Origin of the sequence: Nonomuraea sp. MG754425 (genome assembly GCF_021699195.1) — a bacterium.
In the GTDB taxonomy this organism is placed as follows: domain Bacteria; phylum Actinomycetota; class Actinomycetes; order Streptosporangiales; family Streptosporangiaceae; genus Nonomuraea.
In genome coordinates, this window is sequence record NZ_SSXE01000008.1 from 16,745 (window position 1) to 39,048 (window position 22,304).

The 22,304-nt window shown below is 72.0% G+C and carries 17 protein-coding genes; 5 read left to right on the plus strand and 12 right to left on the minus strand.

Annotated features, from left to right (window positions below):
* Window position 1 precedes the first annotated feature (1 nt).
* Complete coding sequence (locus tag FAF44_RS04505; RefSeq protein WP_237101708.1) at window positions 2-3,022, minus strand: AAA family ATPase; 3,021 nt, start codon at window positions 3,020-3,022, stop codon at window positions 2-4.
* Between the two features lie 234 nt (window positions 3,023-3,256).
* Between FAF44_RS04505 and FAF44_RS04510 the strand changes: the two genes are divergently transcribed.
* Entirely contained in the window at window positions 3,257-3,835 is a 579-nt protein-coding gene (locus FAF44_RS04510; RefSeq protein WP_237101709.1) for a TetR family transcriptional regulator, read from the plus strand.
* A 139-nt stretch (window positions 3,836-3,974) separates the two neighbouring features.
* Here FAF44_RS04510 and FAF44_RS04515 read toward each other — a convergent pair whose 3' ends face one another.
* From FAF44_RS04515 to FAF44_RS04530, 4 genes are read right to left on the minus strand one after another with little or no spacing between them, the layout of a single operon-like run.
* The gene (locus FAF44_RS04515) at window positions 3,975-5,999 is read right to left on the minus strand and encodes a glycoside hydrolase family 2 protein (protein ID WP_237101710.1); all 2,025 of its coding nucleotides are present in this window, start codon (window positions 5,997-5,999) and stop codon (window positions 3,975-3,977) included.
* 25 nt (window positions 6,000-6,024) lie between these two features.
* Window positions 6,025-6,867 (minus strand): carbohydrate ABC transporter permease, encoded by an 843-nt coding sequence (locus FAF44_RS04520; protein WP_237101711.1) that lies wholly within the window; start codon window positions 6,865-6,867, stop codon window positions 6,025-6,027.
* On the minus strand, window positions 6,864-7,736 hold the full coding sequence (locus FAF44_RS04525) for a carbohydrate ABC transporter permease (RefSeq protein WP_237101712.1): 873 nt from the start codon (window positions 7,734-7,736) through the stop codon (window positions 6,864-6,866). The genes FAF44_RS04520 and FAF44_RS04525 overlap by 4 nt, the downstream gene beginning before the upstream one ends.
* Entirely contained in the window at window positions 7,733-9,103 is a 1,371-nt protein-coding gene (locus FAF44_RS04530; protein WP_237101713.1) for an ABC transporter substrate-binding protein, read from the minus strand. The genes FAF44_RS04525 and FAF44_RS04530 overlap by 4 nt, the downstream gene beginning before the upstream one ends.
* 137 nt (window positions 9,104-9,240) lie before the next feature.
* On the opposite strand from FAF44_RS04530, the gene FAF44_RS04535 reads away from it, so the two are divergent.
* On the plus strand, window positions 9,241-10,329 hold the full coding sequence (locus tag FAF44_RS04535; RefSeq protein WP_237101714.1) for a LacI family DNA-binding transcriptional regulator: 1,089 nt from the start codon (window positions 9,241-9,243) through the stop codon (window positions 10,327-10,329).
* 12 nt (window positions 10,330-10,341) lie between these two features.
* On the opposite strand, the gene FAF44_RS04540 is transcribed toward FAF44_RS04535, so the two are convergent.
* From FAF44_RS04540 to FAF44_RS04560, 5 genes are read right to left on the minus strand one after another with little or no spacing between them, the layout of a single operon-like run.
* Window positions 10,342-11,091, minus strand: coding sequence for a sulfite exporter TauE/SafE family protein (locus FAF44_RS04540; protein WP_237101715.1), 750 nt, complete (start codon window positions 11,089-11,091; stop codon window positions 10,342-10,344).
* Entirely contained in the window at window positions 11,088-12,110 is a 1,023-nt protein-coding gene (locus FAF44_RS04545) for a LacI family DNA-binding transcriptional regulator (protein ID WP_237101716.1), read from the minus strand. The genes FAF44_RS04540 and FAF44_RS04545 overlap by 4 nt, the downstream gene beginning before the upstream one ends.
* Window positions 12,111-12,137: 27 nt before the next feature.
* Window positions 12,138-12,965 carry a carbohydrate ABC transporter permease gene (locus FAF44_RS04550; protein ID WP_237101717.1) on the minus strand — a complete coding sequence of 276 codons (828 nt, stop codon included), beginning with the start codon at window positions 12,963-12,965 and terminating at the stop codon, window positions 12,138-12,140.
* A complete protein-coding gene (locus FAF44_RS04555; RefSeq protein ID WP_237101718.1) occupies window positions 12,962-13,891 on the minus strand; it encodes a carbohydrate ABC transporter permease in 930 nt (309 codons plus the stop codon). The genes FAF44_RS04550 and FAF44_RS04555 overlap by 4 nt, the downstream gene beginning before the upstream one ends.
* A 2-nt stretch (window positions 13,892-13,893) precedes the next feature.
* Window positions 13,894-15,216, minus strand: a complete 1,323-nt coding sequence (locus tag FAF44_RS04560) for an ABC transporter substrate-binding protein (protein ID WP_237101719.1) — start codon at window positions 15,214-15,216, stop codon at window positions 13,894-13,896.
* 244 nt (window positions 15,217-15,460) lie between these two features.
* Here FAF44_RS04560 and FAF44_RS04565 point away from each other — a divergent pair, with 244 nt between their 5' ends.
* Complete coding sequence (locus FAF44_RS04565) at window positions 15,461-17,794, plus strand: glycoside hydrolase family 2 protein (protein WP_308193281.1); 2,334 nt, start codon at window positions 15,461-15,463, stop codon at window positions 17,792-17,794.
* A gap of 30 nt (window positions 17,795-17,824) precedes the next feature.
* Here FAF44_RS04565 and FAF44_RS04570 read toward each other — a convergent pair whose 3' ends face one another.
* Both FAF44_RS04570 and FAF44_RS04575 read right to left on the minus strand, forming a co-directional pair.
* Window positions 17,825-19,306: a long-chain fatty acid--CoA ligase gene (locus tag FAF44_RS04570; protein ID WP_237101720.1), complete on the minus strand. Its 1,482-nt coding sequence runs from the start codon at window positions 19,304-19,306 to the stop codon at window positions 17,825-17,827.
* Complete coding sequence (locus tag FAF44_RS04575; protein WP_237101721.1) at window positions 19,293-20,651, minus strand: CdaR family transcriptional regulator; 1,359 nt, start codon at window positions 20,649-20,651, stop codon at window positions 19,293-19,295. The genes FAF44_RS04570 and FAF44_RS04575 overlap by 14 nt, the downstream gene beginning before the upstream one ends.
* Window positions 20,652-20,829: 178 nt before the next feature.
* Here FAF44_RS04575 and FAF44_RS04580 point away from each other — a divergent pair, with 178 nt between their 5' ends.
* Window positions 20,830-21,588, plus strand: a complete 759-nt coding sequence (locus FAF44_RS04580; RefSeq protein WP_237101722.1) for an ABC transporter ATP-binding protein — start codon at window positions 20,830-20,832, stop codon at window positions 21,586-21,588.
* Window positions 21,585-22,301: an ABC transporter ATP-binding protein gene (locus FAF44_RS04585; protein ID WP_237101723.1), complete on the plus strand. Its 717-nt coding sequence runs from the start codon at window positions 21,585-21,587 to the stop codon at window positions 22,299-22,301. Before FAF44_RS04580 ends, FAF44_RS04585 begins: the two co-directional genes overlap by 4 nt.
* Window positions 22,302-22,304: the final 3 nt, after the last annotated feature.

Sequence of the window (22,304 nt, forward strand, 5' to 3'; positions counted from 1 at the left end):
TCTACGACTCGGGGGTGACGGGCCCCGGCCGATCCTCCGGCCGGGGCTCTCTCACCTCCGCCCGCGTGCGCACGCCCAGCTTCTGCAGCACGCGGGCGACGTGCGTGTCCACGGTGCGCCGGGACAGGTACAGCACTTCGGCGATCTCCCTGTTCGTCCGGCCGAGCGCGACCAGCCTGGCCACCTCGCTCTCTCTCGGCGACAGCACCCCGGCCGCCGCCCGTCTGGCCCGGCGGGGCGCGGCCGGCCTGCCGGGGCCCAGCTCGCGCAGCAGGCGGCGGCAGCGGGCCGCGTCGTGGGTGGCGCCGAGCACGGCGTACCGCTCGCCCGCCTCGGCGACCAGCTCCACGGCCCGCGCCCGCTCCTCGGGTCGATCGCCGGGGTGCGCACCTCCGGCGGCCGGCGCGAGCCGGGCGGCGGCCTCCAACTCGGCCGCCCGAGCCGCCGCGTACGGCCGGGGCATCGCCAGGTACGCCAGCCGGGCCCGCGCGTAACACCGCGCCGCCTCGTCGTACGCGCCCGCGTCGCTCGCCAGCGCGCCCCTGGCCAGGTCGAGCCCGGCGTGCGCGGAGGGCGCGTTCCTGCCCCTGATGCCCGCCGCGAACTCGGCCACCAGCCCGGCCGCCGCCGGCGCCCGCCCGTCCCGCAGCAGCGCGGCCACGGCGGCCGGGACGAGCTGGTCGCCCCACACCCACACGCCCTTGCGCCGCAGCCGGGTCACCGCCAGTTCGGCCGCCGCCAGCGCCGGAGCCAGCTCGCCCCTGGTCAGGTGCAGCTCGACCAGCCCGCTCGACCCCGCCACCGCGACCGGCAGGAAGCCGGAGTCCAGGTCCCGTACGCGGGCCGACTCCAGATGCTCGCCGGCCTCGTCCCACTCGCCCCTGGCCAGGGCCAGCACGCCGAGCGCGAGCCGGGCCTCGACCGCCGGCAGCGGCGCCTCGAACGTCATCGCGACGGCGGCCAGCGCCCGTTCGCGCAGCCCGGTCCAGCGGCCGGTCAGCAGGTCGAGCCGGATCGAGGACATCTCCACCAGGAACGCCGGGTACAGCGCGCCGGTCTCCTCGGCGACCCGCCTGCTGAGCTCGGCGAACCCCCAGGCCGCGGCGTAGTGCCCGAGGGCGAGCGCGGCGTCGTACAGGTTGGAGTAGCCGCGCGCGACCTGCCTGCGCACGGCCGCGGACGGGTCGTTGACCGGCAGCGTGCCCGCCAGCTCGAACGCGTCGGGCGAACCGACGTACATGGCCAGGCTGACCTTGTTGGCCTCCACCGCGGCGGTCAGCTCGCGATCCCGGCCCGCCGCGAGCAGGTGCTCCGCCCGCGTCATCCACTCCTCGTGCACGGCCAGCGGCTCGCCGCCCCACACGGGCATCGCCAGCAGCGCCAGGCCGCGGGCGGCCAGGCACGGGTCGCCGTCCAGGTCGGGGAGCGCGGCCAGGATCTCCTGGCGGCCCGCGGCGATCTCGCCCGCCTGGTTGGACAGCAGCACGCCCAGGTTGAGCCGGGCCTCGCCGCGCACCCGGGGGGACAGGCGGTCGTCGGACAGCAGGTGGCGCAGGATGCGGACGACACGCCGGTGCGACAGGCCGATCGCGGCGATCCGGCTGAGCCTGAGCGCCAGCGTGCCCCGCGCCTCGCCGGGCAGCTTCGGGTCGGACAGCAGCCCTTCCAGCAGTTCCACGGACAGGGGGATGTCGCCGATGGCGGCGGCGTGGTCGGCGGCGGCGCTGCCGTGCCGCTGCCAGGCCGTGACGTCGCCGGTGCGGCGGGCATGATGGGCGAGCTGGACGAGGGGCGGCGGGTCGAGGACGGCCAGCGCGGCCATGGCCCGGCGGTGCGTGAGCCGGCGGTCGGGGCCGGGGATGGCGTCGTAGACGGCCTGCTGGGCGAGGGCGTGGCGGAAGCCGTACAGGCTGTCGGGGTGTTCGCGCAGGACGCCGGCCCGTAGCGCCTCGGTCAGCCCGGACTCGCTGTCCGATACGGCGTTGATCAGCGGCTCCTCCGCCGGGATCCCCAGGACGGCGGCGGCGTGCACGGCGCGCAGCGCGGCCGGCGACAGGCCGGTGAGCCGTTCGGCCATCGCCTCGCGCAGCAGCACCGGCACGCCCATCCGGTCGAGCGCCTCCGGTTCGGGCAGGCGGCCCTCGTCGTCGAGCAGCGAGCGCATCGCCTCCTCGATCACGAACGGCACCCCGGCCGTGCGCTCGTGCAGCTTGGCCGCGAAGGCGGCGCTGAGCGCGGGCGGCGGGCCCGTTGCGGCGGTCGCCGCGGTCCCGGTTCGCGTGGAGGTCTCGGAGGGTCCGGTGCGTGCGGAGGGCACGGCGGCGGGGTCGGCGCGGGCCGAGGTGAGCAGGGCGGCGGCCAGGCTGCGCACCTCCTCGACGTCGAGCGGCGTCAGCGAGATCACCTCCCCGCGCACCCCGGGCGTCCTGCGGTACGCGTGCCCGAACGGCAGCCCCGGCACCGGCAGTTCCTCCCGCCGGAACGTCACCACCAGCGCCAGCCCCTCGGGCGGCTGGTCGGTGAGGAACCGCAGCAGGTCCCGGGTGCCGTCGTCGGCCCAGTGCAGGTCCTCGACCACGAGCACGGTCGGCCCCGCCGCGCCGAGCAGCGCGTGCACCGCGCGGAACAGGTGGTGCCGCTCGGCGCGCGGGTCGTCCACGGCGGGTGGAAAGGGCGCGGGGGGCAGGTGTCCGGCCAGTTCGGGCAGGTATCCGCGCAGCGCCCCGGTGACCGGGCTGAGCCGGTCCCGGCCGGGCAGCGCCGCGGCGATGTGGCGCAGCGCGTCGAACACCGGCCCGTACGGGAACGGCTCGCGGATCTGCCGGCAGTGACCGAGCAACACCGTCCTGCCGGGCCCGCCGGGTGCGGTGAGGCGGTCGAGTGCGGCCCGGACGAGGCTGGTCTTGCCGATGCCCGCCTCGCCCTGCACCTGGACGACGGCCGGCGGGCAGGTGATGGCGTCGGTGAGTACCCGCAGCGGGGCGTCGCGCCCGACCAGCGCAGGAGAAGCCAGGCTTGCCATCGGGTCTCCGTAAGAGTGGCAGGTTCTCTGCGTTCCCCTCGCGAGTGTGCTGGCTCCGCACTGATTCGTCCATCGCCGGTATCAGACCTGGGTCTTACGCACCTCCCACGCCCCGGCCCCGGCGCGGGTGCTCGATCCCGGTCGCCGCGTGATCTTGATACGGGATAATGATCTTGTGCGGGCCCTGACCGCAGCCGGGGCTCGCACGCCTTGCGAAGGTAGGCTGCTTCCATCATGGACAGCACCGTGGGGCTGCGGGAACGCAAGAAGGCCGAGACCCGCCAGGCCGTGCACGAGGCGGCGCTGCGGCTCGTCGTCGAGCGTGGTTTCGACTCCGTCACCGTCGAGGCCATCGCCGACGCGGCCAACATCTCGCGCCGCACGTTCTCCAACTACTTCTCCGGCAAGGAGGACGCGCTGCTCTACGGGGAGGAGCAGCGCTTCCAGTCGCTCGTGGAGCAGGTACGCGCCCAGCCCGCCGAGCTGTCGGCCTGGCAGGCGCTCCGGGCGGCGATCGACGACCTGCAACGGGAGATGGAGGAGCCCGAACGCGAGTGGGCGCTGCGCACCCGGCTGGCCCGGCGGCACCCGTCGCTGCTGGCCCGTCAGCTCGCCAACCACGCGGCGCTGGAGCGCGACCTGGCCGAGGCCGTCGCCGGGCGGGCGAGCGAGGTGCCGTCCCGGGTGCTGGCGGCGGGCTTCCTGGTCGCGCTGCGGCTGGCCGCACACCTGTGGACGGAGGAGCGGGAGGCCCGCACGCTGCGCGAGGTGATCGGCGAGACGCTCGATCACATGGAGCGGCCGTTCACCTGACGCCCTCCGGCGGAGGAGGCGTGGCGGCTCGCTCGCCACGCCCCGATGGGCACCGTTACGACCTGCGAGGTCGCGCCGCCGGCGGGGCCGGCCAGCGCTTCCGGACTGGTGGCGACCGCCGCGCGGGGTTGATCTCTCCTTATCGGTTGTCCCCGACGATGTGACCGGTGAAGGTGTCCACGTCCACGGCGGAACGCGCGACGACCGCGCCGCCGCTGACCAGGGCCAGGTGCAGCCGCCCGCTCGTCCAGCCCGCGGGCAGTTCGGCCCGCACCTCGGCGGCGCCGCTGAGCAGGAACGGCTTGGCCTCGACCCGCGGGCCCTCCGCACCGGGGCCGGCGGGCGTCGCGCCGAAGACGGGCGTCCAGGCGGTGTGCAGGCGGCCGTCGACCGGCTCGGCGCCGTGGTGCGAGACCCGCACCGGGACGTTCACCGCGCCCGTCTCGCTGAGCAGGTCGCGGCCGGGTGCGACCGGGACGACGTCCAGCACGAGCGTGGTCGTGGCGTTGGCGTCGGCCGGGCGCACCCCGGCCAGGTCCTTGGCCCGGCGCTCGAAGTCCAGCAGGCCGGCCGACTCGTGCTCGATGTCGTACAGCTCGGTGTAGACGTAACCGGCCACGCGGTCGTGGCGGCGCAACTCCTGGGTCTGCCAGCGAAGGTGCCAGCCCCGCTCGACGGAGGTGAAGCCGGTGCCGTACTCGCTGTTGAGGTTGGGCAGGCCGCGCAGCGGCTGGTCCGGCGACCCGGCGAGCTTCTTGCGGACCACGAAGTCGGGGCCGAGCTTGACGGGGAAGTCGTCCTGGCGGCCGTCGAGCAGCGCGGCGACCGTCCGGCCCCAGGAGGCGGCGGACTCGTCGTAGTAGTGCCAGTCGAGCAGGTCGGTCTTGACGTGGGTCCAGCCGGAGTTGTCGACCGCGGGCCGGCTCGAGTCGAGCGCCTTGAGCAGGTCGTATGCCCGAGCCGCCGCCCGCTGCTTGGCCGGGTCGCCCGGGATGTCCCAGTCGAGGCCCCACTCCTCGTTGTACAGGCCCCAGATGACGACCGCCGGCGAGTTGCCGTCGCGCTCCACCATCGGCGCGATCTGCTCCTCGAACGCCGTCACCGAGGCGTCGGAGAAGCGGCCCGTCGCGGCGGGCTCGGCCCACACCAGCATGCCGAGTACGTCGGCGTGGTGCACGAAGCGCGGGTCCTCCAGCTTGAGGTGCTTGCGCACCAGGTTGTAGCCGGCCGCCGCGGCCAGTTCGATGTCGCGGCGCAGCGCGGCGTCGTCGGGCGCGGTGATGCCGGTGAGCGGCCAGTACCCCTGGTCGAGCACGCCGCGTACGAACAGGCGGCGGCCGTTGAGGTACAGGTCCTCGCCGATCGCCTCGATCCGGCGCAGCCCGGTGTAGGCGGCGACGGTGTCGGTGCCGTCGGCCGAGGTCAGCGTGGCGTCCACGTGGTAGAGGTGCGGGTCCTCCGGCGACCACAGGCGCGGCTCGGCCACGGGGATCACGGTCTCCGCGAGGCCGCCCACGACGGGGAGCTCGATGGCCAGGTCCGTGCCGCGCAGGCTCAGCCGCAGCGTGGCCTCGGCCGCGCCCGCCACCCGGGCCTCGACCTCGATGGCGTCCAGCCCCTCCGACGGCCGCAGCGTCAGCCCGGACAGGTACGTCGCGGGCCTGGCCTCCAGCCAGACGCTCTGCCAGATGCCCGAGGAGGGCGTGAAGCAGACGCCGTCGAAGTCGTCGCGCGGGACGCTGCGCTGCTTGCCGTGCGCGATCTCGCGCTGGTCCAGCGGCGCGCTCACCCGTACGACGACCTCCTGCTCGCCGTCGCGGAGCGCGTCGGTGACGTCGGCCTCGAACGGCGTGTAGCCGCCCCGGTGGGTGACCACCTCGACGTCGTTCACCCAGACCGTCGCCTCGTGGTGCACGGCGCCGAACTGGAGCACGACCCGCTGCCCGCGCCACCCGTCCGGGACGGTGAACGAGCGGCGGTACCAGGCCACGGGCAGCCAGTGGGCCTCGATGCCCGACGCCGGGGTCTCCCAGGCGAAGGGCACGGTGATGGTCCGGTCCCAGTCCTGTTCGGTGTCGGCCCGGAAGTCCCAGTCGCCGTTCAGGCTCGACCAGGTGTGCGACCGGTCGAAGTGGGGGCGGGGGTATTCCGCACGCGGCGTCATAGTGCTCTCTCTCATGTGATCGGGGTCAGCCCTTGACGCTGCCCGCGAGGATGCCGTTGATGAAGTGGCGCTGCAGCAGCACGAAGATCACCAGGAGCGGCAGCATGGCGATGCTCCCGGCCGCGAGCAGTTCGCCCCACACGGTGGCGAAGTCGGCGCCGATGCGGTTGCCGGTGATGTTCTGCGCCAGCGTGGACAGCACCACCTGGAGGGTCTGGTGCGCGGTGTCGTTGACGGCGACGACCGGCCAGACGAAGTCGTTGTAGATGTTCATGGTGGTCAGCACCGCCAGCGCGGCCAGGCCCGGCCGGATGACCGGCAGCACGACCTTGGAGAAGATGCGGAACTCGCCGGCCCCGTCCACCCGCCCGGCGTCGATCAGCTCGTCGGGGATGGCGGCGATCGTCTGCCGCATCCAGAAGATGCTGAACGCGTCGATGCTGCCCGGCAGGATCAGCGCCTGGTAGGTGTTCACCCAGCCGAGCGCGCTCATCTCCAGCAGCAGCGGGATGATCAGCACCAGCGTCGGCAGCATCAGCGTCAGCAGCACCACGCCGAAGAGCAGGTTCTTGAACGGGAAGTCGTACTTGGCGAAGGCGTAGCCGGCCAGCGGGCAGAAGACCATCGTCATCCCGCCCTTGACCAGCAGCACCAGCGCCGTGTTCACGAACCCGGTGCCGATCGGCACGTCGGCGAACATCGCCCGGTAGTTGTCCAGCGTCAGCTCGCCGATCGACAGCGGGCTGGCGATGATCTCGGCCGCGGGTTTGAACGAGGAGCTGACCGCCCACCAGATCGGGTACAGGAACACGATCGCGAGCAGCGCCAGCAGCACGTACTGGGCGGCTCCCGGCCTGTGCTGGTTCATGAGACCTCGTCTTTCGGGCGCAGCATCCTGACCGAGACCAGCGACAGGCCGAAGACCAGCAGGACCAGCAGGAACGAGTTCGCCGCGCCGGTGCCCAGGTCGGAGGCGGAGATGTGCTCGTACAGGTAGAGGCCCGCGGTGCGGGTGGAGCCGTACGGGCCGCCCTCGGTGACCACGAACGGTTCGGCGAACATCTGGAAGACCGCCAGCGTCTGGATGACCACCAGGAACGCCATGCTCCGCCGGACCAGCGGTACGGTGATCGACCAGAACTGGCGCCAGCGGGAGGCGCCGTCGAGCGAGGCGGCCTCGTACACGCCGCCGGGGACGGCCTGCAGGCCGGCCAGCAGGATGATGATCGCGAACCCGGTGGTCTTCCACAGGAACAGCAGCGCCAGCGTCGGCTTGGACCACGTCGTGGAGGTCAGCCAGCCCACGTCGGGCAGGCCCACCAGGTTGAGCAGATAGTTGATCAGGCCGTGGTCCTGGTCGAACACCACGATCCACACCTGCGCCATGGCGACCAGCGGCGTCACGAACGGCGCGATGAAGGCCACCCGGAAGAACCCGCGCAGCCGCAGCTTGGCGTTGGCCAGCAGTACCGCGCCGCCCAGCCCGGCCACGATCTGGATCGGCACGATCAGCAGCCACATCACGGCGCTGTTGCCGAGCGAGGCCCAGAACTCCGGGCTGGTCAGCAGGTAGAGGTAGTTGTCGAGACCGACCCAGCGCGCCTCGCTCCCGCCCCGCCAGCGCATGAAGCTGAGCTGCAGCGCGTAGATCAGCGGGTAGAGCCCGAACGCGCCGAAGACCGCGAAGAACGGCGCGATGAACAGGTACGGCGTCAGCCGGACGGAACGCAGCCTCATGAGCGGTCGATCAGGTTCTTCTGAATCTTCCCGGCCGAGTCGGCGATCACCTGGTCGGGGGACATCTTGCCTTCCATCAGGCGTTGCATGTTGTTGCCGAGGTAGTCCACCGACTGGGCGAACCACCACGGGATCGGCGCGGCGGCCGGGATGGTGGCACCGGCCTCGACGGCGACCTTCCACAGGTCCTGGCCGCCCAGCGCCTCGATCGGCTGGAACAGCGGCTTGGCCGGGTCGGCGGCGGGCGCGTAGCTCGGGATCGAGGTCGACAGGCCGCCGGGGTAGACGTCGTTGGGGCCGTACACGGCGGTGTAGCCGGGCTCCTTGAAGCACAGGAACTCGTACAGCAGCCAGGCCAGTTCGGGGTTCTTGGCCTTGGCGGGGATGATGAAGCTGCTGCCGCCCATCGCGCCGCTGCGCGCGCCGCCGGGCGTCCAGGCGGGCAGCGGGGCCGCCCGCCACTTGCCCTTGGTGTTCTTGAGCAGTTGCTGCGGCGCGAACGACCACCAGATCGCCCATGGCACGAACACCTGCTGGCCGTTGTCGAGCGCGTTGAGGTCGGCCTGCTCCAGGTAGGGGGCGTGGGTGACCAGGCCGTCCGTGACCGCCGACTGGATCCAGGTGAAGATCCGCCGGTATTCCTCGGAGTCGAGCCGCAGCTTGCCCTGGGCGTCGGTGAGGCTGGTGCCCTGCTGGTTGGCCAGCATCTCCAGCCAGAGCTGGCTGAGGAACGGCGTCTTCTCCAGGTGGATGGGCTTGGTTCTGGGGTCCTTCTCCTTGATCGTCCTGGCCGCCGTGAGCAGGTCCTCGTACGTGGCCAGCCCCGCCGGATCGACTCCGGCGTTCTCCAGGACGTCCTCGCGGTACCAGAGCAGGCCGGGGTCGAGGTCCCACGGCACGCCGTAGATCTTGCCTTCCACGGTGTTCACCGACAGCTTGTACGCCGAGGTCTGCTCCTTGTACGGCGCGATCAGGTCCGTCAGGTCGAAGAGGTGCTCGGCCTGGCCGCCGATCTTGGCGTCGTCCCAGAAGCTGCCGTCGGGCACGTCGGTGCCGCTGATCAGCGTGTTGGCCAGCTTGGCGTCGATGTCCACGGCCTGGTGGTTGACCTTGACGTCGGGGTAGGCCTGGCGGAACTTGGCGATCGCCGCGTCGAACACCTTGAACAGGTCGCCCGAGCGGTTCCAGATCGTGATCTCACCCTTGGCCGCGGAGCCGGACGCCGTCGGCGCGGCGAGTCTGCTCGGCTGCGCGCTCGTCCCGCCCGGCGCCGCGCAGGCGGCGGCCAGTGAGCCGGTGGCGGCGAGTGCGCCGAGGCCGAGGCTTCCCTTGAGGAAGCCGCGGCGGCCGATGGGGGTTGTAGTCATCTTCGACTCCTCGCCGGACGGAGTAAGGCGTTGTGAGGGCTCTGCAACGATGCAGACATAATGCATAATCGTCTGCAACGATGCAAGAGCCAGTTAGGATCTTCCCAACTACGGGGCCTCGGAGGTATAGGAGACGCATGGCCGGTCCAACCCTGCGTGACGTCGCGAAACTGGCGAACGTGTCCATCCGGACGGTGTCCAACGTGGTCAACGGGTACGCCCCGGTCTCCGCCGAGCTGCGTGCCCGGGTGCAGGTGGCGCTCGACCAGCTCGACTACCGTCCCAACCTGATCGCCCGCAACCTCAAGCAGGGGCGTACGGGGATGATCGCCCTCGCGGTGCCCGAGCTGGACGTGCCGTACTTCGCCGAGCTGGCCCGCGAGGTGATCAAGGCCGCCCACGCCCACGGCTACGTGGTGATGATCGACCAGACCGACGGCGCCGCCGACCGGGAACGCGAACTGCTCGGACGGGACTCGCGGGCCACGATGTTCGACGGCCTGCTGCTCAGCCCGCTGTCGATCTCCGCCGACGAGCTGCGCGCCCGCGGCAACAGCGTCCCGATCGTGCTGCTCGGCGAGCACATCTTCAACGGCAGTTTCCCCCACGTGGCCATCGACAACGTGGCCGCCGCCCGCGAGGCCACCGCCCACCTGCTGGAGCTGGGCCGCCGCCGGGTGGCCGCCATCGGCGACCAGCCGTACGCGACGGGGGAGACCGCCCAGCTCCGCACCGCCGGCTTCCGGCAGGCGCACGCCCGCGCGGGGCTGGACGTACGTGACGAGCTCATCGTCTCCACCCCGCACTTCCACCGCAGGCTGGGCGCCGAGGCCATGGAACGGCTGCTGGCCCTGCCCGAGCCGCCGGACGCGGTCCTCTGCTACAACGACCTGCTCGCCCTGGGCGCGATCAGGGCGCTGACCAGGGCGGGTCGCCGCGTCCCCGACGACGTGGCGGTGGTCGGGGTGGACGACATCGAGGAGGGCCAGTACAGCACACCCAGCCTCACCACGGTCGCCCCGGACAAGGTCGGCATCGCCCGGCGGGCGGTGGACACGCTGCTGGAGTCGATCCGCGGCGAGCTCGGCACCCCTCCCGAGATCGTCGTGCCGCACCGGCTCATCGTGCGCGAGAGCACGGTGGGCGAGCGCGCTGTGGGGGAAGGCACTGTGGGGGAAGGCGCTGCGGGAGATAGCGCTGCGGGCGAGGCCGCCGCCGCACGGTGACGGCCGGGCGGCTCACCCGGTGAGGAGCTTCACGATCGCCACCGCGCCGATGCACACGATCACCCCGCGCAGCACCGGAGCCGGCAGCCGGCGGCCCAGCCGGGCGCCGGCGAAGCCGCCGGCCATCGAGCCCGCCGCCACCAGCAGCACCGCGAGCCAGTCCACGTCGGCGACGAGCGTGTACAGGATCGCGGCCGTGCCGTTGACCAGCACCACCAGCACGTTCTTGGCGGCGTTGACGCGTTGCAGGTCCTCGTCGATGAGGATGCCCATCAGGCCGATCAGCAGGATGCCCTGACCGGCGCCGAAGTAGCCGCCGTACACGCCGGCCAGCAGCGCGCCCAGCCAGAGCCACGGGCCGCCGTGCGCGTGCCGGGGCCGGTCGGCCAGCGCGCGGCTGAGCCGGGGCTGGATCACCACCATCGCGCAGGACAGCGCGATCAGCACGGTGACGACCACCGTGAAGGTGCGCTCCGGCAGGTTGAGCAGCAGCAACCCGCCCGCCAGCGCGCCCGCCACGGACGCGGGCGCCAGCCGGAGCAGACGCTCGCGCTGGCCCTTCAGCTCCTCGCGGTAGCCCGCGACGCCGGTCAGCCCGCCGGGGACCAGGCCGATGTTGTTGGAGACGTTGGCCGTGATCGGCGGCAGGCCCACGGCGAGCAGGGTGGGGAACGTGATCAGTGACCCGGACCCGACGACGGTGTTGATGGCCCCGCCCGCGACGCCGGCCACCAGCACGGCGACCATCTCCCAGGGCGTCATGCCGTGCGGCTCCCGGGCGCGGCCGTGCTCTGCCTGGCCACGAGCCGGGCCGTGGTGTCCTGGAACGAGCCCGGCGACCCTCCGTCGAGCAGGCTCACCAGCGTGCGCGCCGTGTGCGCCCCGTACGCCTGCACGTCCCTGGACAGGGCGGTCACCGTCGGGAAGACCATCTCGCAGAGTTGTGAGTCGTCGCCCGCCACGATCGACAGCTCCTGCGGCACCCCCACGCCGAGCTGCCGGGCCACGCTCACCCCCGCCGTCGCCATCACGTCGTTGTCGAACGTGATCGCCGTCGGCCGGTCGGGGGCGGCGAGCAGGTCGCGGGTGGCCCGCGCGCCGGCCGCCCAGGTGTAGTCGGTGTCCACGACGGCGGCCGGCGACAGCCCGTGCCGCTCCATGGCGGCGTGGAAGGCGGCCGTGCGGACCTGCGTGTGCTCCAGGGCGGGCAGCCCGGCCACCCGGGCGATGCGCCGGTGGCCGAGCCCCACCAGGAAGTCCACGGCCTCGGTGACCGCCGCCGCGTCGTCGCTCCACACCGCGGGCATGCCGCCGGGACGCGGCCGGCCGACCAGCACCGCGGGGATGCCCATCGACTCCAGCACCGGCAGCCGCGCGTCCTCGGCCCACAGGTCCATGACGATCAGCCCGTCCACCCGCCGCTCGGCCCACCAGTCGTTGATGGCCTCGATCGAGCGGGCGTGGTCGGGCACGACCTGGAGCAGCAGCGCCGTACGGGTGATCGCCAGCTCGCTCTCCATTCCCGCGATGAACTTCATGAAGAACGGCTCCACCCCCAGAGTGTCGGCGCTGCGGGCGATGACCAGCCCCACGGTGTGGGCCCGCGACTCCGACAGCCCGCGGGCGGCGGCGTTGGGCCGCCAGCCCATCTCGGCCGCGATCGCCAGGATGCGCCGCCGGGTGGTCTCCGACACCCCGGGCCGGCCGTTCAGCGCGAAGGAGACCGCGCCGATCGAGACCCCCGCCCGCTCGGCGATGTCGCTGATCGTCAGCCGTTTCACGGGCTCATCGTAGGCGTCGGCGCGGGGTCACTTCGTCGCGCCCGCGGTGAATCCGTTGTACACGAATCGTTGCAGGGCCAGGAAGATGACCAGGGTCGGCACGATCACCAGCACCGCGCCCGCGGAGATGACCTCCCAGTGCGCCCCGAACGGCCCCTTGAACCGGAAGAGCGAGGTCGAGATGACGCCCAGCTCCTCCGACGGCATGTACAGGAAGGGGATGTAGAACTCGTTGTAGACGGTGATGCCCTTGATGATGACGACCGTCGCGACGGCCGGCTTGAGCAGCGGCAGGATCACCTTCCGGTAGACGGTGAACGAGGTCGCGCCGTCCATTCTCGCGGCCTCGTCCAGCGAGACCGGAATGTTCCTGATGAACTGCAGGAAGATGTAGATGGCGACGATGTCGGTGCCCATGAAGAGCAGGATCGGCCCCCACCGGGTGTCGAACAGCCCGAACGCGTCGATCACCTCGAACGTGGCCACCTGCGTGGTCACCCCGGGCACCAGCGTGGCGACGAGGAAGAGCGCGACCACGACCTTCTTCAGGCGGAAGCGGAACCGGTCGATCGCGTAGGCGGCCATCGACCCGATGAGAATGGTCCCGGTGATCGAGAACAGCAGGATGAAGGCGGTGTTGCCGAAGGCCGCCAGCATGTTGCCGTTCTCGAAGGCGACGCGGTAGTTCTCCAGGTTGAGCCAGTTCGCCGGAGGGGCCAGGATGTCGCCCTCCGCCATCTCCTGCGGCGTCTTGAACGACGTGCTGAACATCGTCAGCAGCGGCAGCAGCACGACCGCCGCGGCGGCGACCAGCGACAGGTACTTCAGCGCCGTCAGGGACGCTCGCACGGTCATGCGCTCGGGGTCCTCTCCTCCGGTACGATCCGCCGCTGCACCCAGGTGATCAGCAGGATCACGACCAGCAGCACCACGGCCGCCGCCGAGGCCAGCCCGGTCTTGTTGAACTGGAAGGCCAGCTTCACGGTCTGGATCACGAACGTCTTGGTCTCGCCCGAGCCGCCGGTCATGATGTACGGGATCTCGAAGACCGACAGCGACCCCGCCACGCCCAGGATGAGGCTCAGGCTGATGATCGGCCTGATGCTCGGGATGACGATGTGCCACAGGACGCGCGGCCGGCTCGCCCCGTCGAGCATGGCGGCCTCGTGCAGCTCCGACGGCACCGACTGGATGGCGCCGAGGAAGAGCACGAAGTTCAGCCCCATGAAGCGCCAGACCGACACGCCCGACAGGGACACGTTGGCCAGGTCGGGGTTGCCCAGCCAGAGGATGCCGGCGTCGACGCCGGCCAGCCCGAGCACCTGGTCGAGCGTGCCGCCGGGCTGGAACAGGTAGAGGAAGACGAACGCGACCGCGACGCCGTTGAGCAGGTAGGGGAAGAAGATGACGCCCTTGAACAGGCTCCTGAAGCGGGTCTCGAAGCTGAGCACCGCGGCGAAGTAGAGCGCCAGCACGATCTGTACGAGCGCGGCGACCAGGTAGTACAGGCTGGTCGCGAAGACGGAGAAGAGCTCGGGCCGGGTGAAGAGCCGCACGTAGTTGTCCAGGCCCACGTAGGCGCGGTCGGGGCTGACGCCGTCCCAGTCGGTGAAGCTGTAGGAGAGCATGCTCACCACCGGCACGTACGTGAACGTGCCCAGCATGATCAGCGGGGCGGCCAGGTACAGCCACGGGGTGGCCCGCCGCCACCGGCTCGGCCGCGCCGCGGCGTGCCGGGACGGTGGCGCGGGCCTGCTCGTGCGGGCGGAGGTGCGCACCACGGTCAGCCGCCGAGCGCCACGGCGTCGGCCCACTTGCCGGCCAGTTCGGTGAGGGCGCCGCCGAGATCGCCCTTGGCCGCCCCGCGGGCGATGTCCACGAGCCGCTGGCGGTACTCCGGCTTGGTCAGCCCCACCTCGGCGGCGTTGTCGATGGTCGTCACCTTGCCCGCCTCGGCCTGGGACAGTTCGAACAAGCGCACGCCGGCGTCCTCGAACGGCTTGAGCGCCGTGGGCAGGGGCGCGTCCCGGCGGCTGGAGATGCCCTGGATGTCGGCGGTGAAGGTGGAGCTGTCGAGCACCCAGTCGACCCAGGCGCGGGCCGCCTGCTGGTTCCGGGAGTGCTTGTTGATCGCGTAGACGTAGTCGGGGGTGGTGGGGGCGCAGTACTTGCCGTCCACCTGGGCGGGGAAGGGCAGGTAGCCGATGTCGTCGGGGCTCTTGCCGGCCTTCGCGGCGGCGTCCCGCATCTGGGCGATCGACCAGGAGCCGAGGAACATGCTGGAGATCTCGCCGCGGGCGAGCAGGCCCTTGGAGTCCTCCCAGTTCGTGGTGGTCGGGTCTGGTTCGGAGAGCTTGCGGCTGACGATGTCGAACAGCAGCGTGTCGGAGACGTTCAGGTCGCTGCCCGCGGACCAGGGGTTCGGGGCGGTGGCGAGCTTGTCGTTGGCCTTCGGGTCGCAACTGATCGCGCCCATCGCGCCCTGCCAGCCGCTCAGCGGCCAGCCGTCCTTGTAGTTCGTGTAGTACGGGATGGCGTCCGTCCGGTCCTTGACCGCCTGCAACGCGGTGAGGAACTCGGCGGGCGTCTTCGGCCAGGCGGTGATCCCGGCTCTGGCCCACACGTCCTTGTTGTAGACGAAGCCGTTGACCACGGCGAAGGAGGCCAGGCCGTACACGGTGCCGTCCACCGTGCCCTTCTCGGTGAACTGGTATTTGCGGCTCAGGTCGGCGGCGGGGCCGAGCGCGCTGAAGAACGCGGGATAGTCGTCGCGGCTGACGGTGGAGGGGATGAGCAGGACGTCACCGTAGTTCTCGGTGTTCATCCGGATTTTGACCTCGCCCTCGTAATCGGTGATGCCGTCGAACTTGACCTTGATTCCGGGATAGGTCTTGTTGAACTCGGCGGCGTACCTGCCGAGGGTGCCGTCGGTCACCATGTCGGTCCGGTTGGTCAGCACGGTGATCTCGCCGGTGGCCTGGGCGGGGTCGGCGGGCGCGGAGGCGCCGGCGGTGGGCCCGCCGCCGCTCGCGGCGCCGCCGCAGGCCGCGATCAGGAGTATCGAGGCCAGTGCGGCGGCGGCCGGTGCCTTGCGTTGCATGGTCATGTTCTCCGTCCTCAGGGGGTATTCGCGCGGGCCGGGCGCGATGAGGAACTAAAGCGCTTCAGTTCGAGTGGACGCGATCGTCTTCCGGTTATGCGGGCGGTGTAAAGGCGTGCGACGCCTATGTTGCTTAACCGTTACATATAGCTATCCGAGGCCGGGATCGCGTTGTTGACCGACTATGCAGCGCAGACGTAAAGTTCGGCGTGCTTATCCGATTCAGTAGCGCAGCTTGGGGAGAATCAACGTGTACCGTCCGCTGCACGACGGCTGGACCCTCCGATCAGACGGCGAGGCCCCGAGCGGGCTCACCGGGATCCCGGCCGCGGTGCCGGGCAGCGTGCACACCGACCTGCTCGCCGCGGGGCTGATCGAGGACCCCTATCGCGACGACAACGAGACGCGGCTCGGCTGGATCGGCCGTACGGACTGGGTCTACGAGACGACCTTCGACTGGCACGACGACGGCCACGAGCGTACGGACCTGGTCTGCGAAGGGCTCGACACGGTCGCGACCGTGACGCTGAACGGGCACGAACTGGGCCAGAGCGCCAACATGCACCGCACCCACCGCTTCCCGGTCCGCGAACTGCTGCGCGCGGGCGTCAACCGGCTGGAGGTGCGCTTCCGCGCGCCGTACGCCTACGCCGAGGAGCAGCAGGCCCGGCACGGCGAGCGCCCCGGGCCCTACGACGAGCCGTACCCCTTCATCCGCAAGATGGCCTGCAACTTCGGCTGGGACTGGGGGCCCACGCTGGTGACCAGCGGCATCTGGCGGCCGATCGGGCTGCACGCGTGGTCCGGCACGCGCCCGGCCGAGGTGCGCCCGCTCGTCCGCGGCGACGGTGTGGACGTCCGGGTCCGGGTCGAGCGCACCGGCGACGCGCCGGTCACCGTCACCGCCGAGGTGGCGGGCGTCAGCGCCGAGGTCAAGCTGGAGCCCGGCGCGAGCGAGGCCGTGCTGCGCCTGGACGTGCCGCACGCCGAGCGGTGGTGGCCCCGCGGGCACGGCGCGCAGCCGCTGTACCCGCTCACCGTGCGCGCCGGCTCCGAGCAGTGGCGGCGGGAGATCGGCTTTCGCACCGTGGAGCTGGACACCGACGCGTTCCGCCTGATCGTCAACGGCAAGCCGGTCTTCGCCCGCGGGTTCAACTGGATCCCCGACGACTGCTTCCCCGCCAGGGTCACCCCCGCCCACCTGGCCGAACGCTTCGAGCAGGCCGTCGGTACCGGCGCGAACGTGCTGCGGGTGTGGGGCGGCGGCGGGTACGAGTCGGACGACTTCTACGCCCTGGCCGACCGCCTGGGCCTGATGGTCTGGCAGGACTTCCCGTTCGCCTGCTCGGCCTACCCCGAGGAGGCCCCGTTCCGCTCGGAGGTCGAGGCCGAGGCGCGCGAGAACGTGGCCCGGCTGTCCGCCCACCCCAGCCTCGTGCTGTGGTGCGGCAACAACGAGAACATCGAGGGCCACCAGCACTGGCAGTGGCGCGAACCGCTCGGCGACCGGAGCTGGGGCGCCGGGTTCTACTTCGACCTGCTGCCCGCGATCGTGGCCGAGCTGGACCCGACGCGGCCGTACTGGCCGGGCAGCCCGTACTCGGGCACGCCCGACCGGGACGTGCGCGACCCCTCGACCGGCACCGTGCACATCTGGACGGTGTGGGGCGGCGACCTCGGCTACGAGCACTACGCCGACTACACGCCGCGCTTCGTGGCCGAGTTCGGCTACCAGGGGCCGCCGACGTACGCCACGTTGCGGGCCGCCTCCTCCGACGAGCCGCTGACCCCCGGCTCCTCGCACCAGAAGGCCACCGGCGGGCAGGCCAAGCTGCTCAACGGCCTGCGCGGGCACCTTCCGGAGCCGGAGACGTTCGACGACTGGCACTACTGGACGCAGCTCAACCAGGCCAGGGCGATGGCGTTCGGGGTGCAGCGGTTCCGGGCGCTGATGCCGTACTGCATGGGGACGATCGTCTGGCAGCTCAACGACTGCTGGCCGGTCACGTCCTGGGCCGCGGTGGACGGCGCGGGCCGCAGGAAACCCCTCTGGTACGCGCTGCGCCGCTCCTTCGCCGACCGGCTCATCACCCGGCTGGGGGCGGAGATCGTGCTGGTCAACGACACCGACGAGGAGTGGGCCGGCCCGCTGGAGCTGGCCGCGCGCGACCTGTCGGGCCAGGTGCTGGCCGCTCGCGAGGAGCCGGTCACCGTGCCCGCCCGCGCGACGCTGCGGCTCGGCCCGCCCGAGGACCCGCGGGCCCGGCTGCTGACGGCCCGGCTGGGCGGCGAGCGGGTGGTGTTCGCGCTGGCCGAGGACCCCGACATGGGCTACCCGGCGGCCCGGCTCACCACCCTCGTGGAGCGGGAGCCGGGCGGGTACGCGGTCACCGTCACCGCCGGCACCGTGCTGCGCGAACTGGCGATCTTCCCCGATCGGCTCGACCCGGCCGCGAGCGTGGACGACCAGCTCGTCACGCTGCTGCCGGGAGAGAGCGTGACCTTCCACGTGACGACCGAGCGGGAGCTGGACCCCGACGCGCTCACCTCGTTCCCGGTGCTGCGCTGCGTCAACGAACGCTGAACCGGCGGCCGGGCCGCCGCCCGGCCGCGATCACCCGTACGTGCCGGCTCTGAGCCGGGGGAGCGCGCGCTTGAGGATCTTGCCCGTGGGGCTCATCGGCAGCTCGTCCGCGAACGACACGTGACGGGGATACTTGTACGCCGCCACCCGCTCCCGTACGAAGTCGCGCAGTTCCTCGCCGCTCACCGGGGCGCGCAGGGTCACCACGGCCTCGATCTCCTCGCCCAGCCCGGGGTGCGGCACGCCGAACACGGCCGCCTGCCGCACCGCCGGGTGCTCGTACAGCACCTCCTCCACCTCGCGGGGGTAGACCGTGTAGCCGCCGCGGATGATCACGTCGCGGCGGCGGTCCACCAGGAAGAAGTAGCCGTCGCCGTCGGCCCGGCCGAGGTCGCCGGTGTGGAACCAGCCGTCGCGGATCACCTCGGCGGTGGCCGCGGGGTCGTTCCAGTAGCCCTTCATGACGTTGGGGCCGCGCACCACGATCTCGCCGATCTCGCCCGTGGGCAGCTCGCGGCCGTCGTCGCCGACGACCTTCATCTCGACGCCCCGGATGGGCCAGCCGATCGAGCCCGGCCTGCGGTGCGCGCCGCCCCGGTTGGTCGCGGCGACCGGGGAGGTCTCGCTGAGCCCGTACCCCTCGACGATCTCGCAGCCCAGCCTGCTCTCGTAGGCGCGCAGCACGTCCAGCGGCAGCGCGGCCCCGCCCGAGGCGCAGACCCGCAACATCGACATGTCGGAGGCGCCCGGATGGTCGAGCAGCGCGATGAACATGGTCGGCACGCCCTGGAAGACCGTCACGCCGTCCCGTCTGATGACCTCCAGGGCCCGTCCGGCCTCGAAGCGGCCGAGCAGGGTCAGCCGCGCACCCGCGTGCACGGTCGCGTTGAGCGAGCAGGTCTGGCCGAAGGTGTGGTAGAGCGGCAGCGCGCCGAGCACGACGTCGTCCACGCCGAGGGCGTGCATGCGGGCCACGGTGGCGGCGTTGCCGCCCAGGTTCGCGTGGGTGAGCTCGATGCCCTTGGGACGGCCGGTCGTGCCGGAGGTGTAGTGGATGACCGCGGTGTCGTCGGGGGCCGTGCGGGCGATCTCGCGCTCGGCCGGGACGCCCCGCAGCAGCCGCCGGAACTCGCCCGGCACCACGAAGAAGCAGTCGGTGCCGGCCGAGCCCGCCTCCGCCGTCTCGGCGAAGGCGTGCCAGGCGATCAGCAGCCGGGCCCCGCAGTCACCCAGGTACGCGGCGATCTCGCGGCGCTTCAGCAGCGGGTCCAGCGGCACCACCACGGCCCCGGCCCGCAGCACCCCGTAGTAGACGACGCCGAACTCCGGCACGTTCGGCAGCATGATCGCGACCCGGTCGCCGGGCCCGATGCCGCGGCCCCGCAGCAGGCCCGCCAGCCGGGCGCTCAGCTCGTCGAGGACGCCGTAGGTGAGCTCCGCCTCGTCCAGCGTGAGAACCGCCCTGCCGCCCAGCCGGGTGGCGGAGGTGTGGAGCCGGTCAGCGAGGTTCATGGAAAGACGGTACGTCCGATCTCCCACGGCCCTCATCGGTCGCGGCAGCCAGTCTTTTCCGCCCGGTATTGGTCGGCGAGCCGATCGCGGGCTGCGCGTCGTGCAGGGCGATCGCGACGAGCAACTCGACGAGGTCGTTGATCGAGCGCAGGCTGCGCCCGGTGCGCTCCTGGATGCGGCGCAGCCGGTACTGGGCGGTGTTGGGGTGGATCTGCAGGCGCTCCGCGGTGGCCCGCAGGTTCAGGTCGGCGGCGGCGAACGCCCTGATCGTGGCCGTCAGCACGCCGCCGCGCGCCCGGTCCTCCGACAGCAGCGCGGTGATGCGCGGGTGCACGAGGTTGCGGGCGGTGTCGTCGGCCTTCAGCGCCAGGTACTGGAACGGCGTGATCCTGGGCAGCGCCGCCACGCCGCCCTCCTCGGGCACGAAGTCGAGCACGGCCCTGGCCTCCAGGTAACCCTGCGGGATCTGCGCGGCGCCGGCCGAGACGGTGCTGACGCCCATGGCCAGCCTGATGCCCTCGCCGGCCAGGTTCCGCACCACGTCCTGGAGCCGGTCGCACAGTTCCTCGGGCCCGCTGCCGGGGCCGAGCACGGGGATGGCCACGATCTCCGACTGGCGTACGACCGACAGCGTGCGGGTGCCGTTCCCGGCGATCCTGGTGATGGCCGCGCACGCGGAGTGCCGCGCGTCCTCCGGGTCGGCGGACGGTTCGGCCAGCACCGCGATCACCACGAGCAGCGGCGTGCGCGCGTCCGGGCCCAGGCCGTGCGCCTGCGCCGCGGCCAGCTCCCTGCCCCGCGCCGGCGCGCTCCCGGCCAGCAGCGTCTCCAGCAGGTCCCGGCTCTCCCGTACGGCCTCCGCCCCCGCGTACTGCTGGAACTCCATGTACGCGTTCGCGGCGTGCGTGCTGGCGAAGTCGCAGTACCGCATCAGCGGGGTGGCCAGGGAGAGTGCCGCCTCGCGTCCGGCGAACGCGGGCCCGGCGCGCGCCACCACGGCCTCCCAGAACACCTGCTGCCCGACCCGGAAGGCGTTGATGTAGTCGGCCAGCGGTACCCCCGCCCTGGCCCGGCGCATGGCGGCGCGCCTGGTGAAGGAGATGTCGTCCAGCGTGACCGTGCGGTCCTCGAGGAGCACGCCCAGCTTGGCCCGGTAGTGCTTGACCACCTGGTCGCGCACGTCGGCGTGGAAGGCCGGGCCCAGGGCGTCGTAGGAGGGGATCTCCGCCCGCATCGTCGTGACCGCGACGTCGGCCAGCTCCCGCAGGTCGCGGAGCAGCCCGGACAGGAGACGGGTGCGTTCCGCGCGTACGGCGGCTTCCACGGTGCTCGAACCAGTGGACATGCCGGGATGATCCATGCCCATTGCCGCACGGTCAACGGGTCGTAACCGGTCCGAGACCCAGCCTGTGCTCAGCGGACAACTCGCCAGAAACATCTTGGGTCACCGTGCCCAATGCGGCCGTTGACGGGCGGCTCCTACGCTGAGCCCAACTTCAGAACATTGTTCTCCAGGAGGCCGGATGCTGGAGGTGCACGATCTCACCGTCCGCTTCGGCGGCATCACCGCGCTGGACGGCGTGGGGTTCGAGGTGGCGGCCGGCGAGATGGTGGGGCTCATCGGGCCGAACGGCGCCGGCAAGACCACCCTGTTCAACTGCCTGACCCGGCGCTACGACGCCCAGTCCGGAACGATCACCTACGAGGGCCGGGACCTGACCGCCGTGCCGCCGCACGCCGTCGCCGGGCTCGGCCTGGCCAGGACCTTCCAGAACCTGGGGCTGTTCCCGCGCCTGTCCGTACGCGACAACGTGCTGCTCGGCGCGCACCACCGGGGCCGCGCCGGCTTCCTGTCCGCCGGGCTGCGGCTGCCACGGGTGCGCCGCGAGGAACGCGAACTACGCGCCGACGCCGACGCCGTGCTGGACCGGCTCGGGCTGGCCGGCGTCGCCGCGCACCCGGCGACCGGGCTGCCGTTCGGCACCCTGAAACGGGTCGAGCTGGCCCGCGCGCTGGTCGGCCGCCCACGGCTGTTGCTCCTCGACGAGCCCGTGAACGGGCTGAACGCGGCGGAGGTGGCGGAGTTCGCGGGCACGCTCGGCGCGATCCGCGCCGAGTACGGCCTGACGGTCGTCGTGGTCGAGCACCACATGGGGTTCGTCATGGGCATCTGCGAGCGGATCGTCTGCCTCGACTTCGGCCGCAAGATCGCCGAAGGCTCCCCGGAGGAGATCCAGCGCGACCCGGCCGTCATCGAGGCCTACCTCGGGACCGCCGCATGAGCGCGGACCTGGTGGTCGAGGACCTGACCGCCGGCTACGGCGACGCCCAGGTGCTGCACGGCCTGCGCCTCACCGTGCGCGAGGGCGAGGTCTGCGCGATCCTCGGCCCGAACGGCGCGGGCAAGACCACGCTGCTGCGCGCCCTGTCCGGCATGGTCAGGACGCGCGGCACGATCAGGCTCGGCGACGCCGCCCTGACCGGCCGCCCGCCCGACGCGGTCGCCCGGCTCGGCGTGGCCCACGTGCCCGAGGGCCGCGGCACGTTCATGCCGCTGACCGTCGAGGAGAACCTCCGCCTCGGCGCGTACGTGCGGCGCGGCCCGGACGTCGAAACCGACCTGGAACGCGTCTACGCCTACTTCCCCGTCCTGCGCAAGCGGCTCAAGCAGGCCGCGGGCAGCCTCAGCGGCGGCGAGCAGCAGATGCTGGCCCTCGGCCGGGCCCTCATGCTGCGCCCCCGGCTGCTGCTGCTCGACGAGCCGTCGCTCGGCCTGGCCCCGATCGTCACCCGCGAGCTGTTCGGCATCGTCCGGACCATCAACGAGGAGGAGCGGACCACCGTGGTCGTCGTCGAGCAGAACGCCCATCTCGCGCTGGGCGTCGCCCAGCAGGCGCACGTCCTGGAGACCGGGCGGATCGTGCTGTCGGGCACGGCCGCGCAGATCCAGGCCGACGAGCAGGTCGCGCGCTCCTACCTCGGATACCGGGTGTGACGC

Bases quoted from the DNA above. Each gene is read 5' to 3' on its own strand.
- FAF44_RS04515 (WP_237101710.1), bottom strand. From the start codon at position 5,999: ATGACGCCGCGTGCGGAATACCCCCGCCCCCACTTCGACCGGTCGCAC.
- FAF44_RS04540 (WP_237101715.1), bottom strand. From the start codon at position 11,091: ATGACGCCCTGGGAGATGGTCGCCGTGCTGGTGGCCGGCGTCGCGGGC.
- FAF44_RS04575 (WP_237101721.1), bottom strand. From the start codon at position 20,651: ATGTCCACTGGTTCGAGCACCGTGGAAGCCGCCGTACGCGCGGAACGC.
- FAF44_RS04535 (WP_237101714.1), top strand. From the start codon at position 9,241: ATGGCCGGTCCAACCCTGCGTGACGTCGCGAAACTGGCGAACGTGTCC.
- FAF44_RS04570 (WP_237101720.1), bottom strand. From the start codon at position 19,306: ATGAACCTCGCTGACCGGCTCCACACCTCCGCCACCCGGCTGGGCGGC.
- FAF44_RS04530 (WP_237101713.1), bottom strand. From the start codon at position 9,103: ATGACTACAACCCCCATCGGCCGCCGCGGCTTCCTCAAGGGAAGCCTC.
- FAF44_RS04525 (WP_237101712.1), bottom strand. From the start codon at position 7,736: ATGAGGCTGCGTTCCGTCCGGCTGACGCCGTACCTGTTCATCGCGCCG.
- FAF44_RS04550 (WP_237101717.1), bottom strand. From the start codon at position 12,965: ATGACCGTGCGAGCGTCCCTGACGGCGCTGAAGTACCTGTCGCTGGTC.
- FAF44_RS04505 (WP_237101708.1), bottom strand. From the start codon at position 3,022: ATGGCAAGCCTGGCTTCTCCTGCGCTGGTCGGGCGCGACGCCCCGCTG.
- FAF44_RS04510 (WP_237101709.1), top strand. From the start codon at position 3,257: ATGGACAGCACCGTGGGGCTGCGGGAACGCAAGAAGGCCGAGACCCGC.
- FAF44_RS04520 (WP_237101711.1), bottom strand. From the start codon at position 6,867: ATGAACCAGCACAGGCCGGGAGCCGCCCAGTACGTGCTGCTGGCGCTG.
- FAF44_RS04560 (WP_237101719.1), bottom strand. From the start codon at position 15,216: ATGACCATGCAACGCAAGGCACCGGCCGCCGCCGCACTGGCCTCGATA.
- FAF44_RS04580 (WP_237101722.1), top strand. From the start codon at position 20,830: ATGCTGGAGGTGCACGATCTCACCGTCCGCTTCGGCGGCATCACCGCG.
- FAF44_RS04585 (WP_237101723.1), top strand. From the start codon at position 21,585: ATGAGCGCGGACCTGGTGGTCGAGGACCTGACCGCCGGCTACGGCGAC.